We start from the raw sequence: 14177 nt of genomic DNA, 5'->3' as shown, positions 1-14177 counted from the left end.
GGCATGTCTAATACGGCCAAGGCGCAGCCTGCCCCCGTAGCCTCGGAGTACATACCGCTCAAGGCGCGCAATGTGGACTTCGAGTGGTCCGGCACGCCCCTGCACTGGGTGCCCGGCGATCCCGCTACGACGCACACGATCAATGTGTTGCACCTGCTGCTTCCGGCCGGTGAGCGCTGGTTCGTGCACGTCTACAAGCAGGTGCTGCCGTTCATCCGCGACGAGCAGTTGCGCGCGGACGTGATCGGGTTCATCGGGCAGGAGGCCATGCACTCCCAGGCGCACGACGAGGTGCTGCCGCACCTGAAGGAGCTCGGGCTCGACCCGACCCCGTACACGGCGCAGGTCGATTGGCTCTTCGAGAAGCTACTCGGCGACCGGACGCTACCGCCGGGCAAGGCGCGCCAGTGGTGGCTGATGGAGCGGGTCGCGATGATCGCGGCGATTGAGCACTACACCGCGTTCCTCGGCGATTGGGTGCTGGGCGCGCAGGCGCTCGACCGCAAGGGCTGTGACCCGACCATGCTCGACCTGCTGCGCTGGCACGGCGCCGAGGAGGTCGAGCATCGGTCGGTGGCATTCGACCTGTTCCAGCACGTCGATGGCAGCTACCGGCGCCGGGCACGCACCTGGGCCACGGCCTTTGCCGCGCTGGTGTTCCTGTGGCAGCGCGGGATCAGGTTCTTCATGGAACACGACCCGACGCTACTCAACGGCAAGGCCAGCCTCCGAGAGTTCCTCCGCGCCGGACGAGAGGGTGTGCTGCCCCGCACCGGCGCCATCGCGCGCTCCATACCGGCGTACTTGAGCCGCACCTATCACCCCTCGCAGGAGTGCAGCACCGCCCAGGCCGTGGCGTACCTCGCCCGCTCTCCCGCCGCGCTGGCCGCCGAGGCCAAGATGACCCCCGCCCGCACGACCGGAGGTGCCTGACATGGCCCGCGTGCCGCTGCCCCGCCCCCGTACCGTCATCGTCGTGGCCGCAGCCGCGCTGCTCGTCAAGCGCGCCATGGGGCGCCGGGTCCAGCAGTCGCCGCTGTGGCCGATGCCCGCACTGGAAGACCCGATATCGGGGCGCGGCCGGTCCGGACTCGGTGGCGCGACCTTGCGCCTGCTGGTCACCGAGCGGCAGGAGGCGGCCGAAGGCGTCGTACAGCTGCGTCTGACCGGCAGCGAGCTACCGCCGTGGCAGCCAGGTGCTCACCTCGACCTCGTGCTGCCATCGGGGACCATCCGGCAGTTCTCGCTGTGTGGCGACCCGGCCGACAGCGGCTCGTACACCATCGCCACCCGGCTGATCGCAGGCGGCCGGGGCGGCTCCCGCGAGGTCCATGAGCAGGTGCACGAGGGCGAGGAGATCGAGGTACGCGGGCCGCGCAACCGCTTCCCGCTGGTCGATGCCCCCGCGTACGTCTTCATCGCGGGCGGCATCGGGATCACCCCCATCCTGCCGATGCTGCGCGCCGCGGAGGAGGCGGGAACGCCGTGGCGGCTGCTGTACGGCGGGCGCTCGCTGGCCTCCATGCCCTTCGTGGCGGAGGTCGAAAAGCTCGGCGGCCCGGAGAAGGTGACCCTGGTGCCCGAGGACGAGCGGGGCCTGCCGGACCTGGCGGGCGCACTGGCCGACGCGCCCGATGACGCGGCGGTGTACTGCTGCGGTCCGGACGGGCTGATGGACGCGGTAGCCGAGTTGTACGCGGCGGGCGCCCCGGGCGGCGGGCTGCACATGGAGCGGTTCGCGCCGGGCGGCAACCGGCACCGTACGGGCGTGAACGGCGCGTTCGAGGTCGAGCTGCGCCGCACCGGCGCCACGGTCGATGTGGGCCCCGAAACCAGCGTGCTGGCGGCCATACGTGAGCAGGCCCTGCCCGACCTGGCGTACTCCTGCGCCCAGGGCTTTTGCGGCACGTGTCTCCAGCGGGTCATCGCAGGCGACATCGACCACCGCGACGAGTTGCTGACGGACGCGGAGCGGGACGACCAGATGCTCATCTGCGTCTCGCGGGTGTACGGGGACAAGCTCGTGCTCGACCTCTGAGACGGCCGGCGGGGGCTTCCCGCCGGAGGGGCCGGGCACGGGGCCGGGGCCGCTGGTTCATTCGGCGGCCCCGGCTCGCTTCGGCCGGCTGGTGGTTGGCACGGTGGCCGGCTGGTTGCGGTGGTGGTGGTGGTGGTTGCGGGGCGGCTGCCCGTTGAGTGGCGGGCAGCGGATATCGCTTGGACGGTACGTAAAAACCGCGCTCACCTGCGGCCGGGGCGGCCAACTAGGATGTCCGCATGGCCAACAGCGTGCGCCGCAGAATGGGCGTCGAGCAGCGACGCGAGCAGCTCATCACCGTGGCGCTCGATCTGTTCGGCCACCGGTCGCCCGAAGACGTCTCGATCGATGAGATCGCCGAGCGGGCCGGGATATCTCGGCCATTGGTGTACCACTACTTCCCCGGCAAGCAGAGCCTGTACGAGGCGGCCCTGCGGCGAGCGGCCGACGAACTCAGCGCCCGCTTCGTCGAACCGCGCGAGGGCCCGCTCGGGGAGCGGCTACTGCGGGTCATGGGCCGTTTCTTCGACTTCGTCGAGGATCACGGGCCCGGCTTCTCTGCGCTGATGCGCGGCGGCCCGGCCGCCTCGGTCGGCGGCGGCGAGCAGTCCCCTGCCACAAGCAACGCCAGCGCGATGATCGACGATGTGCGACAGGCGGCGTACGAGCAGATCTTGACCCACCTGGAGATCGAACGCCCCTCAGCACGCCTGGAGTTGGTCGTCAGGTCGTGGGTCTCGCTGGCGGAGACGACCGCGCTGCTGTGGCTCGACGGGCGCCGGGTGCCGCGCGTCGAGTTGGAGGTCCAGCTCGTCCATGAGTTCGTAGCGCTGGCTGCGGTGAGCGCCGCGTACGACGCGGAGATGGCCGCGCTCGTGCGGCGAATGCTGGAACGGGAGCCTCCGGATGGCCTCTTCGCCGACCTGGTCACCCGGCTGTTCGCGCTGGTCCCCCAGGTGTAAAAGGCGGCTGCCGGTTTCGCGCCATGACGTCCACCGCCCGACGCCTGTTCGACGCCAAGTTGTCAGACACCCAGGGTAGCGTCACCTCGTGACCACGCACGCGATACCTCCGCACCCCCTCCTCACCCTGGCGGCCGACCCAACGGGCCGCTCTTTGGGTCTCGACTTCGACCTACCGCCAGGCACTTTGCACCGGCTCACCCTCGACGGCCTGTGGCACGAACCGCTGTTGTGGCGCGCTACCGAGCCCACCGCAGAGGAGACCTGGGGCCAGTTGTTGCCGGCGCTGAAGGCGGCCGGATTGCAGCCGGTGCTACTCGGCGGGGCGCGTGAGACCGATGGGGACCAGCCCTGGGACGAGGAGCTCGGCCCCGATATGGCCACCGACCCGGACGAGTTCGACGCCGCGGAGCTGCTCGCCGAGTGGTGGGCGGACAACACCGCTCCGGTGGAGGACGAGGAGCGGGGGGACGCCACCGCGCCGCAGCACGACGCGCGCGAGCACGACGGGCCGCGGGTCGCCGCCGGCGGCACCGGCACCGCCGAAGACACTGACGCCGCTGACGCCGCTGACGACACAGCGACCAACGGCGTAGTCGATGGCCTGGCCGACGGCGAGGACGAGGATGCCGGGCCGGCGCGGCGCGGCACGGGTTCGGCGGCGGACGAGGTCGATGACGCCGAGGCGCTCGCCCCGTACGGCATCGAGTGGCCGGGGTTGGCGCAGCCGCGCATCCCGCTGGTGGACCCGGACGAGCGGGCTGCCGAGGTGGCTGCGGCGCTGGTCGAGTACGACATCCTCACCGCGCCCCGGATCGCCCTGGTGCCGGCGGAGCGCAGCGCGGACATACTGGCGGCGATCGGCTGGCTCGGCACGCTGAACTACGACAACGACGCGGCCCCCTTCTCCGCCGTGCTGCGCTCGTGGGAGGACAGGTTCGGGATACGCGTGGTGGCGCTGGAGTTCGACGTCCTGCACGTGTCGGTGCCCCATCCGCCGCGCACACTGGAGGAGGCCCTGCCCATCGCCGCCGAGCACTTCGCGTTCTGCCCGGACAACATCTGGCAGGACAGCGAGACGCTGGAGCAGTACGCGCGGGAGCACCTGGTGGACAAGCACAACTGGTCGTTCTGGTGGGATTGAGCAGGTGCTCTGCGCACCTCGACCATGAGTGAGGCAGCGGCCTTTTCCGCGCCGTGGCCATGAGTTGAGGCAGCGGTTTTCTCAGCGCCTTGGCCGTGAACAGCGCAGGCCAACAAGCGGTGGTGCGCCCCCGGGCGCTTGGGGGAGACGGGGGGTGGAGCGGCGGCCAGGGGCAGGGGGCGGGACGCCTCGTGTGGAGCTCTGGTCGCCGCGGCGCGGTTCTTCGCGGCCTGCGTGCGGGTCGCGGCGCGCGGGAGCCCGGTGCGCTCCACCCGCGCGGTGCCGGGAAGGTACACCTGCGAGTGAGACGAGGGAATCACTCGTTAGCCAGGTCGGTTGGCATCTGAGCAACGCCCATTCAGCAGGCCGTAACGGGTGCTGAAGCAACCACCTTGCGCGGGGAGAGCTCATGAGTGGACTTCATCCCAGATTCATCACTTTCGACATGTACGGGACTTTGACGGACTTCGCCATAGGGCCCGCTGCCAGAGAGGTGATCAAGGATGTAGCTCCGCCCGAGAGGCTGGGCGCCTTTCTCCACCGGTTCGCCTGTTATCAACTCGATGAGGTGATGGGCGATTGGCGGCCTTACGACGAGGTCATTTCCCGAGCCTTCGAGCGGGCTTGCCGCAGTACCGGAATCGAGTTCCGGCCGAGCGATCCCGCCGCGGTATTTGCAGCGATCCCGCAATGGGGACCACACCCCGACGTCCCCGGGGCCCTTGCGAAGCTCGCTGAGCATTTCCCTCTCGTCATCATCTCCAACGCCGCAGACGAGCACGCTGACCACAATGTCGCGAAGCTCGGCGCATCGTTTCACGCGGTATATACAGCGGAGATGTCACAGGCATATAAGCCGAGACTGCGTGCGTTCGAGTTCATGTACGAGCAGTTGGGCTGCCGACCCGAAGAGACGATGCACGTGTCGTCCAGCCCACGCTACGACCTACAGTCCGCAACCGACCTCGGCGTGCGAGACACTGTGTACCTCAATAGAGGAAATGAGCCGTCGGCGCCTTTTTATCACGCCCACGAGGTCACCTCCCTTGCCGGCGTGGTGGACCTTCTAGCCATCTGACATTGCTGTTGTCATTGCGGCGCGTTACCGCACTCCCCACCGCTTTCCCGTCATACGCGGCGGCGCACGCCCCCGCCCCGCCCGCCCTCGGCAACCACCCGCAAGCCGGTCCGGCTCCGCTCACTGGACGCCCCATGACCGGCCTCGTCGGCCATGCCGGCCTCGTCGGCCTCGTCGGGCAGCCCAAGGCTCCGCCGTACGGCCGGGGGCGCCACCCGTTGGGACGCGCGCTGCTCGCGCCGCCCCGGCACCCGGCACCCGGCACCCGGCACCCAACGTCCAGGCGTCCGGCCGCGGCGCTTCCGCTCTGGCGGGCTCGCACCCGCTAAACAGGGAGCATGCAGACATTCCTCCCCTACCCCCGTTTCTCGGCCGCCGCTGCGGTGCTCGACGCGCGGCGGCTCGGTAAGCAGCGCGTCGAGACCATCCAGGTACTGCGCGGGCTGACCGTGCCCGGTTACGGATGGCGGCATCATCCCGCCGTGCGGATGTGGACCGGCTACGAGGAGGCCCTGGTCCGCTACGGCCTGGAGATGTGCCGGGTCTGGTGTGACAGCGGGCGCGCGGACACCTGCGCCGGCACGCTGGTGGCCGACTTGGCCACCAGCGGCTGGCACGGCGAGGTGCGCAGTCAAGACGAGCTTGCCCAGGCGGATGAGCTGCCGCCCTGGCTCGGCGATCTGGCGTTCCACGAGAGTCACCAGTCGGCTCTGGTACGCAAGGACCCGGACCACTACGGCCCGCACTTCCCCGGTGTGCCCGACGACCTGCCGTACGTCTGGCCAGAGTCCGACCGCGTGCCGTAGCTGAGTTGTTCACCAGTGGGGGCGCTCACACCGCCCACCACACCGCCGTATCAGCCGGCAGCTCCGTCATCCCTCCCTGCGCCGCATCGAGGTGGCCGCTGGCGACAAGCACGGGGCCGGGCGCGGGCACGTTCACGGGCCGCCCCGTGGTGTTGACCGTGCACTGCACACCGCCGCCCTGCGGCGATGCGCGCCAAAAGGAGAGCACCCCGGCTGGCGCCTCCAACCAGTGCACCGCGTCCCCGGCGCCGAGCGCGGGTTGCTCGCGCCGCACCGCGAGCGCCTGGCGGTAGAGCTCAAGCGTCGAGTGCGGGTCACCACTTTGCGCGGCCACACTCAGCCGCGCCCACGCGGCCGGCTGCGGCAACCAGCTCGGGCGGCCGGACTCGGGGCCGAAGCCGTACGAGGGGCTCTCGCCCGACCAGGGGATGGGCACGCGGCAGCCATCTCGTAGCCCGCCCTGGCCATTGCTGCGGAAGAACGAGGGGTCCTGCCGTACCTCGTCGGGCAGGTCCGTGACCTCGGGCAGGCCCAGTTCCTCGCCCTGGTAGAGGTACGCCGAGCCGGGCAGCGCCAGCATGAGCAGCGTCGCCGCCCGCGCCCGGCGCAGCCCCTGTTCCGGGCTGCTTTCGGCGAGCCGGGTGGCGTGCCGTACGACGTCGTGGTTGGACAGCACCCAGGTGCTGGGTGCGCCGACCGGCCGCATCGCCTCCAGCGAGGCATCGATGGCGGCGCGCAGCGCGACGGCGTCCCAACCCGTCTTGAGGTAGTGGAAGTTGAACGCCTGGTGGAGTTCGTCGGGGCGCAGATAGAGCGCGGTGCGCTGGGCGCTTGGGGTCCACGCCTCGGCGACGCCGATGCGCTGACCGGGGTACTCGTCGAAGACGGCTCGCCAGCTTCGGTAGATCTCGTGGACGCCGTCCTGGTCGAAGAAGGGCAGTGGCTGGCTGCCGAGCAGCCTGAGCTGTCCGGCGTGACCCGTGTCGGGCAGCCCCGCGGCCTTCACGAGCCCGTGGGCCACATCGATGCGAAACCCGTCGATGCCCAGGTCGAGCCAGAACCGCAGGATGGAGCGGAACTCGTCGTGGACGGCGGGGTGTTCCCAGTTGAAGTCGGGCTGTTGCGGGGCGAAAAGGTGCAGATACCACTCGCCCGGGGTGCCGTCCGGGTGGGTGGTGCGGGTCCAGGCCGGGCCACCGAAGATGGACTCCCAGTCGTTGGGCGGCAGTTGACCTGCTTCTCCCTTGCCGGGGCGGAAGTGGAAGCGGTCGCGCAGCGCGCAACCGGGTCCTTCGCGTACTGCCTGCTGGAACCACGCGTGCTGATCGGAGCAGTGATTGGGGACGAGGTCCACGATGACTCGCAGGCCAAGGCCGTGGGCCGTGTTGATGACGGCCTCGGCGTCGTGGAGGGTGCCGAACATCGGGTCGATCGCGCGGTAGTCGGCGACGTCGTACCCCGCGTCTGCCTGTGGCGAGGCGTAGAAGGGGCTGAGCCAAACGGCGTCAACGCCCAGGTCCTTGAGGTAGGGCAGGCGGTGGCGTACGCCTTGGAGGTCGCCCATGCCGTCGCCGTTGGCGTCGGCGAAGCTGCGCGGATAGACCTGGTAGATGACGGCGTCCCGCCACCAGTCCGGTTGTTGGTCACCGGCCGTCGTGCCGGGGGTGCCGCTGGTGAGGTGGTCCGTGGAGGCCGTACCGGTGGGAGTGGTGAGGTGCTGAGTCATGTCATCCCTGGAGGGCTCGAATACGGAACGACGGCGGCCGGCCGCTCGGGGCCGGGGCGCCGCCGCGGTGGGGCATGGCGGGCTGCCGTGGTCCGCCCGTCGGTCATGGCTTGGTGGCGCCGGCCGTCGGATCGGCGGGTGGCGCTGCACGCGAAGGTGAGACGGACGGCGATGAGCGAGGTCGGGTGGCGGGACGGACGGCGCATATCAACTCCTCCCCACCCCTTCCCACTCCACTCCCGCCCCTGCTGCTTCTGCTCCTGCTCCTGCTCCTGCTTCCGCCTGTGCTGCTGCCTGTGCTGACGCTGTCCGTTGCGTCGCGGCGTAGCGGCGTCGGGTTGTCCAGGAACGTAACAGGGCCGCAAGAAGCCGGAAAGAGCTTGCGGATTTTTTCCACCGAGGCAGCTAAACACTGCCTCCATGCGCCTACCTCGCGACCAGTGTGCGCACTTGACAGGCAGGTCACTGCCGTCAGTTGGCGTGTCGCTGCCGCGCTACCGCCTTCGAAACTTCTTGCAGAACTTGCAGCGGTGGCCTCGCTTCCGGAGGTCATCGGAGCGGTAATTCTCGGGGCTTGTCGCCCGCCTTGGCCCGTGGTGGGCATTCCGACAGCCGACCGGTACAGTCCCACTCCATGACCGCACGGCTTGTTGACATCGCAGTCCAAGCGGGGGTCAGCGAAGCCACCGTGAGCCGGGTGCTCAACGGGAAGCCCGGCGTGGCCGCGGGCACGCGCGCATCCGTGTTCGCCGCACTCGACGTCCTCGGCTACGAGCGCCCCGTACGACTGCGCCGGCGCAGCGCCGGACTGGTCGGGCTGATCACTCCGGAACTGGACAACCCGATCTTCCCCGCCCTCGCACAGGTCGTCGGGCAGGCCCTGGCACGGCAGGGCTACACCCCGGTGCTCGCCACCCAGACCCCTGGCGGCGCCACCGAGGACGAGCTGACCGAGATGCTGGTGGACCGGGGAGTGGCCGGCATCATCGTCGTCTCCGGGCTGCACGCTGACACCACGGCCGATGTACGGCGCTACGCCCGGCTACGCGGCCAGGGCGTGCCCTTCGTGCTGGTAGACGGTTACTCGCCCGAGGTGCGGGCGCCCTTCATCTCTCCGGACGATCGGGTCGCGATGGTGCTGGCCGTCACCCACCTGGCCGCACTCGGGCACACCGGGATCGGGCTGGCGCTCGGGCCCAAGCGGTTTGTGCCGGTACAGCGCAAGATCGAGGGTTTCCAGCGCGGCATGAGTGAACGACTCGGCCTGACGGCCCAGGCGTGCGCCACGTTGATCGAACACTCCCTCTACTCCCTGGAGGGCGGCCAGGCCGCCGGTGGCGCGCTGATCGAACGGGGCTGTACCGCCGTCGTATGCGCCAGCGACATGATGGCGCTCGGCGCCATCCGGGCCGCCCGCGAGCGGGGGCTGCGGGTGCCGCAGGACGTATCGGTGGTCGGCTTCGACGACTCGCCACTGATCGCCTTCACCGATCCCCCACTGACCACGGTCCGCAAGCCGGTGCGGGCGATGGGCCAGGCGGCAGTGCGGGCGCTGCTTGAGGAGATCGGCGGCGCGCACTCGTCGGACGCAGCGAGTGCCGCGCCCGCCCCCTTGTACAGCGAGTTCGTCTTCCTGCCCGAGTTGGTCGTACGAGGTTCAACCGCTTCCGCCCCACGCGTCACATAAGCCGACTCCTGCCCGCGTCGCGTAAGGGTCTGAGCAGCAGCTGTCCGACCCACGGGGGAGCCGGGCTTCCGACCTGGGGGTGAGCTGCCGAGCAGGCATGTCTGGCAGACTGTTCTCCTATGGGTGAAGCGACTCTGAGGACTCCGGAAGGCCGGAACGCAGCTCCCCCGCCACCCATCGAGGAGCGCGCGGGTGCCCGCCAGCCGACCGTTTCCGAGCGGCTGGCTCGACTGCGCCTGCCGCGTCGGCCACGGCTGTGGTTCGAGATCTTGCTGATCGCGGTCAGCTACTGGACGTACTCGCTCATCCGTAACGCCGTCCCGGCCCAAAAGACCACCGCGTTCCGCAACGCCGACTGGATCTGGCGCGCCGAAGACCAGCTGGGACTCGCCTTCGAGCACAGCGTCAATCACGGCATCAACTCGGTGACCTGGTTGATCGTCGGCATGAACTACTACTACGCCACGCTGCACTTCGTCGTGACGATCGGCGTCTTGGTGTGGCTCTACCGCTGGCATCCCGGACGGTACGCGGCAACCCGCCTGGTGCTGTTCGCGACCACCGGCGTGGCACTGATCGGCTTCTACTTCTTCCCCCTCGCCCCGCCCCGGCTGATGCCGGGCATGGGCTTCATCGACACCGTCATCGTCCACCACACGTGGGGCTCGATGGCCTCGGGCAATTTGGCCGAGGTGTCCAACCAGTACGCGGCGATGCCGTCGATGCACATCGGTTGGTCCACGTGGTGCGGCCTCACCATCGCCGCCCTCGCCAGCCGTCGCTGGGTCAAGGCGCTCGGCGTGCTCTACCCGATGGCGACGCTCGTGGTCATCGTCGCCACGGCCAACCACTTCTGGCTGGATGCCATCGGCGGCCTCATCTGTCTGACGATCGGTTTCACGGTCGCGGCATGGTGGTATACGGCGTCGCCGTACCAGCTACCGCAGCACATCGCTGGCCCTGCCCGTTCTGCCCAGCTGCGGCGCTGGGCACCGGCCGGGGGCGCAGGACGCGCCGCGCTGGCCGCGCCAGCGGCCGGGAGCCCGCGTACGCCGGGCGGGGCGACGGCCGCGCACGCTCCTAGCCGCCCCGCGCCCACTACGGACGCGCCGGCGGTGAACGCCTCCGCCGCATCCGTTCCGTACGCCACATCCGCTGTGTCCCGCCCGGACGGCGACTCCCCCGCAGTCGCCACTGCCCCGGACACCGCCGCAGACGACACCGCACCGCCCCGGGGGATGGGCCTGGCCGAAGGCCGGTCCGACCCCGCCGAAGACCAGCCCGCACCCGACCGGAGCCGCTCCGCGTCGCGCCGCACCTGACGACGTTCCGGGCGGCAGCGGGCGGCAGCGAGGGGCAACCGTCAGCAGCCTCCGCCCCGGGCTCCGGGCGCTGGGCTCCGAGCTTCGAGCTTCGAGCTTCGAGCTTCGAGCTTCGAGCTTCGAGCTTCGAGCTTCGAGCTTCGAGCTTCGAGGGATGCTCAGCCCGTGTAGTCGTAGAACAAGCGCTCCATCACCGCGCGGGCGCGCCGGGTCGTACGGCGGTAGTCGTCCACCATTTCGCCGACGTGACCCGGCTCGTAGCCGAAGTAGCGGCCAACGGCCGCAAGCTCGCGGCCATCGGCCGGGAAGGTGTCACCGGGTCGGCCGCGTACCAGCATCACCGCATTGCGCACCCGGGTCGCGAGCACCCACGCCTCGTCCAGCGTCTGTGCGTCGTCGGTGTCGATCAGCCCGGCCGCGTGCGCGGCGGCGAGGGCTATCCGGGTGCGGGTGGTGCGCAGTCCCGGTTCGCCCCAGGCGTGCTGCATCTGGAGGAGTTGCACCGTCCACTCGACGTCGGACAGGCCGCCGCGGCCGAGTTTGGTGTGCGTGGTGGAGTCGGCGCCGCGCGGCAACCGCTCGGATTCCATGCGGGCCTTGAGCCGCCGGATCTCGCGTACCGCGTCCTCGCCGAGCCCGCCGGCCGGGTAGCGCAACGGGTCAACCAGTTCGATGAACCGCTCCCCCAACTCGACATCACCCGCAACCGGCTCGGCCCGCAGCAGGGCCTGGCTCTCCCAGACCAGCGCCCAGCGTCGGTAGTACGCGGCGTACGAGGCGAGAGTGCGCACCAGCGGCCCCGACTTGCCCTCCGGGCGCAGATCGGCGTCGATGACCAGCGGCGGATCGGCGGTGGGGAGCTGAAGCAGCCGCCGCATCTCATTGGCCACGGAGAACGCGGCGCGCGCCGCCTCTTGCTCATTGGCCCCTGGGTGCGGCTCGTGAACAAACAGCACATCCGCGTCGGAACCGTAGCCGAGCTCGTGCCCGCCGAAGCGGCCCATGCCGATGACCGCGATGCGGGTGGGCAGAGCGTCGTCGCCGGCTCCGCGCACGGCGGCGCGCAGCGCGCCCGCGATGGTGGCCGCGTTGAGGTCGGTGAGTGCGGCGCCGACCGCATCGACGGCGGCTCCGACGTCGAGGCCCACCGGCGACCCGTCACCGACGGCGGCGGCGGAGGCGGCCGGTCCGGTGGCCGTGCCCCCCGTCCCGTGCGACGGCTGCGCCGAGTGCGAGGCGAAGGCGCCGATGAGGTCGGCGGCGGAGGTGCGGAACAGCTCGCGGCGCCGTACGCCACGGGCGGCGACAACCGCCTGCTCGGGCCCATCGGCGCGGCCTACGGCGGCAAGCACCTCCTGTTCGAGTGCGGCCCGATCGCGCGGGCGCAGCCCCTGCGCATCGCCGAGCAGCGCTACCGCCTCCGGGGCGCGGAGCAGCAGGTCGGGGGCGAGCCGTCCGGCGGAGAGCACGCGGGCCAGGTTTTCGGCAGCGGCGCCCTCGTCGCGGAGCAGCCGCAGGTACCAGGGGGTCTTACCGAGCGCGTCGGAGACCTTGCGGAAGTTGAGCAGCCCGGCATCGGGGTCGGCGGAGTCGGCGAACCAGCCGAGCAGCACCGGTAGCAGGGTGCGTTGGATGGCGGCCTTGCGGGTCACTCCGGAGGCCAGCGCCTCCAGATGGCGCAGGGCGCCCACCGGGTCGGCGTAGCCAAGGGCCCCAAGGCGCTGGCCCGCGGCCTTGGTGCTGAGTCGGGTTTCGCCCGGTTCGAGCTGGGCGACGGCGTCGAGCAGCGGCCGGTAAAACAGCTTCTCGTGCAGCCGCCGTACCTCGCGTGCATGCCGCTTCCACTCCTGCCGCAGCCGGGCCACCGGCTCGGTGCGCGGCCACCCGAACGGGCGGGACAGGGAGCGGCCGAGCCGCCGCAGATCGGTCTCGTCCTCGGGTACGAGGTGGGTGCGGCGCAGCTTGTAGAGCTGGATGTGGTGCTCCATGGCGCGCAGGAAGCGATACGCGTCATCCAGCGCAGCAGCGTCCGCACGGCCCACATAGCCGCCGGCGGCGAGGGCGGCGAGCGCGTCCAAGGTGGTGCCGCTGCGTAGGGACGCGTCGCTGCGGCCGTGCACGAGTTGCAGCAACTGCACGGCGAACTCGACGTCGCGCAGACCGCCAGGACCCAGCTTGAGCTCCCGATCCACCTGGGCGGCGGGAATGTTCTCCACGACCCGGCGGCGCATCTGCTGCACGTCGGGCACGAAGTTCTCACGCTCCGCCACCTGCCAAACGAGGGGTGACAGCGCGTTCACGTACGCCTGCCCCAGGGCAACGTCCCCGGCCATCGGGCGCGCCTTCAGCAGCGCCTGGAACTCCCAGGTCTTGGCCCAGCGCTGGTAGTACGCGAGATGGCTGGCGAGGGAACGCACCAACGGTCCGTTGCGCCCCTCCGGGCGGAGGTTGGCGTCCACCGGCCAGATGGTGCCCTCTGCGGTGACGTCACCGCAGATCCGCATCAGATGTGCCGCGAGCCGAGTAGCGGCCCGCAGCGCGGCCGGCTCGTCATCGGCCGACCCACCACCGACTGCCGCGCTGTCGGCTGCTGCGCCATCGGCTCCGCCGGGGCCATCTGCCGGACCGGAGCGCGCGGAACCGGAAGTCGCGGAACCGGGTCGCTGCGGCGCTTCGGCCACGAAGATGACGTCCACGTCCGACACGTAATTCAGCTCATGCCCGCCACACTTACCCATCCCGATCACGGCCAGCCGACAAGCAGCGGCGTCGTCGGGCGCCTCCTCGGCGGCGATCTTCAAGGCGGTACGCACCGTAGCGGTGGCCAGATCGGCAAGTTCGGCGGCGGTCTGGGCAACACCGGTGGTGCCGCAGACATCGCGGGCCGCAATGCCCAGCAGACACCTGCGGTAGGCGACGCGCAGCGCGTCGGGCCTGGTCTGCCCCTCATCGGGTGCGCCCCACACCCCGTGCTCCAGCGCCTGCTCGAACTGGGGCGTGGTCGGATGGAGATCGGCGGACTCGTACGTCACCAGCGAGTGCCAGTCGCCGGGGTGCCGAGCGAGATGATCGCCCAGCGCCTCGGACGCCCCAAGCACCCCCAGCAACCGGTCCCGCAGCGGCTTGGCGGAGGTAACGGTCGCCAGCAACGTCTGCCGCTCCTCATCGGCCAGCGCCTCCGCAAGCCGCACCAGACCCATCAGGGCAAGATTGGGATCGGCGGTCGCCCCCAGCGCGTCAAACAGCACCGGGTCTTCTCGTACGGTGGCAAGTTCGGGCACGTCAAGCAACCGCTCGGCCGTCGCCGGGTCGGTGAATCCACAGCGCAGCAGCCGTCCGAACCGACTGTCCCGTCGTCCCTGTAGCACGGCGTACCGCCTTTCCGCGCGGCCGTCACCCGGCCGCCGCACCGCT

At 70.4% G+C, this 14177-nt stretch carries 9 protein-coding genes and 1 pseudogene; 8 read left to right on the top strand and 2 right to left on the bottom strand.

Features of this window, described 5'->3' with window-relative positions; all coding sequences use genetic code 11:
- Nucleotides 1–3 precede the first annotated feature (3 nt).
- The 6 genes from FHS42_RS01735 (at nt 4) to FHS42_RS01710 (ending at nt 6028) form a co-directional block, all read left to right on the top strand.
- Entirely contained in the window at nt 4–933 is a 930-nt protein-coding gene (locus FHS42_RS01735; protein ID WP_184568669.1) for a metal-dependent hydrolase, read from the top strand.
- A gap of 1 nt (nt 934) precedes the next feature.
- Nucleotides 935–2038, top strand: coding sequence for a PDR/VanB family oxidoreductase (locus FHS42_RS01730; RefSeq protein WP_184568668.1), 1104 nt, complete (start codon nt 935–937; stop codon nt 2036–2038).
- Nucleotides 2039–2277: 239 nt separating this feature from the next.
- Nucleotides 2278–3000, top strand: coding sequence for a TetR/AcrR family transcriptional regulator (locus FHS42_RS01725; protein ID WP_184568667.1), 723 nt, complete (start codon nt 2278–2280; stop codon nt 2998–3000).
- Between the two features lie 88 nt (nt 3001–3088).
- Entirely contained in the window at nt 3089–4144 is a 1056-nt protein-coding gene (locus FHS42_RS01720) for a DUF4253 domain-containing protein (protein WP_312866660.1), read from the top strand.
- Between the two features lie 409 nt (nt 4145–4553).
- A complete protein-coding gene (locus FHS42_RS01715; RefSeq protein ID WP_184568666.1) occupies nt 4554–5222 on the top strand; it encodes a haloacid dehalogenase type II in 669 nt (222 codons plus the stop codon).
- 338 nt (nt 5223–5560) lie between these two features.
- Nucleotides 5561–6028: an MSMEG_6728 family protein gene (locus FHS42_RS01710; protein WP_184568665.1), complete on the top strand. Its 468-nt coding sequence runs from the start codon at nt 5561–5563 to the stop codon at nt 6026–6028.
- Between the two features lie 25 nt (nt 6029–6053).
- Here the strand turns inward: FHS42_RS01710 and FHS42_RS01705 are convergent, their stop codons facing one another.
- Entirely contained in the window at nt 6054–7754 is a 1701-nt protein-coding gene (locus FHS42_RS01705; RefSeq protein WP_184568664.1) for a glycoside hydrolase family 13 protein, read from the bottom strand.
- Between the two features lie 634 nt (nt 7755–8388).
- Between FHS42_RS01705 and FHS42_RS01700 the strand changes: the two genes are divergently transcribed.
- Entirely contained in the window at nt 8389–9441 is a 1053-nt protein-coding gene (locus tag FHS42_RS01700) for a LacI family DNA-binding transcriptional regulator (protein ID WP_184568663.1), read from the top strand.
- A 119-nt stretch (nt 9442–9560) separates the two neighbouring features.
- Nucleotides 9561–10436, top strand: a pseudogene (locus tag FHS42_RS01695) (phosphatase PAP2 family protein); the annotation flags it as partial.
- Nucleotides 10437–10921: 485 nt separating this feature from the next.
- Here FHS42_RS01695 and FHS42_RS01690 read toward each other — a convergent pair.
- The gene (locus tag FHS42_RS01690) at nt 10922–14131 is read right to left on the bottom strand and encodes a bifunctional [glutamine synthetase] adenylyltransferase/[glutamine synthetase]-adenylyl-L-tyrosine phosphorylase (protein ID WP_184568661.1); all 3210 of its coding nucleotides are present in this window, start codon (nt 14129–14131) and stop codon (nt 10922–10924) included.
- Between the last annotated feature and the right edge of the window lie 46 nt (nt 14132–14177).

Origin of the sequence: Streptomyces zagrosensis (genome assembly GCF_014203645.1) — a bacterium.
Classification (GTDB): Bacteria; Actinomycetota; Actinomycetes; order Streptomycetales; family Streptomycetaceae; genus Streptomyces; species Streptomyces zagrosensis.
The sequence above is the reverse complement of the archived record's forward strand: the minus strand, read 5'-3'. Positions and strand labels throughout refer to the sequence as shown.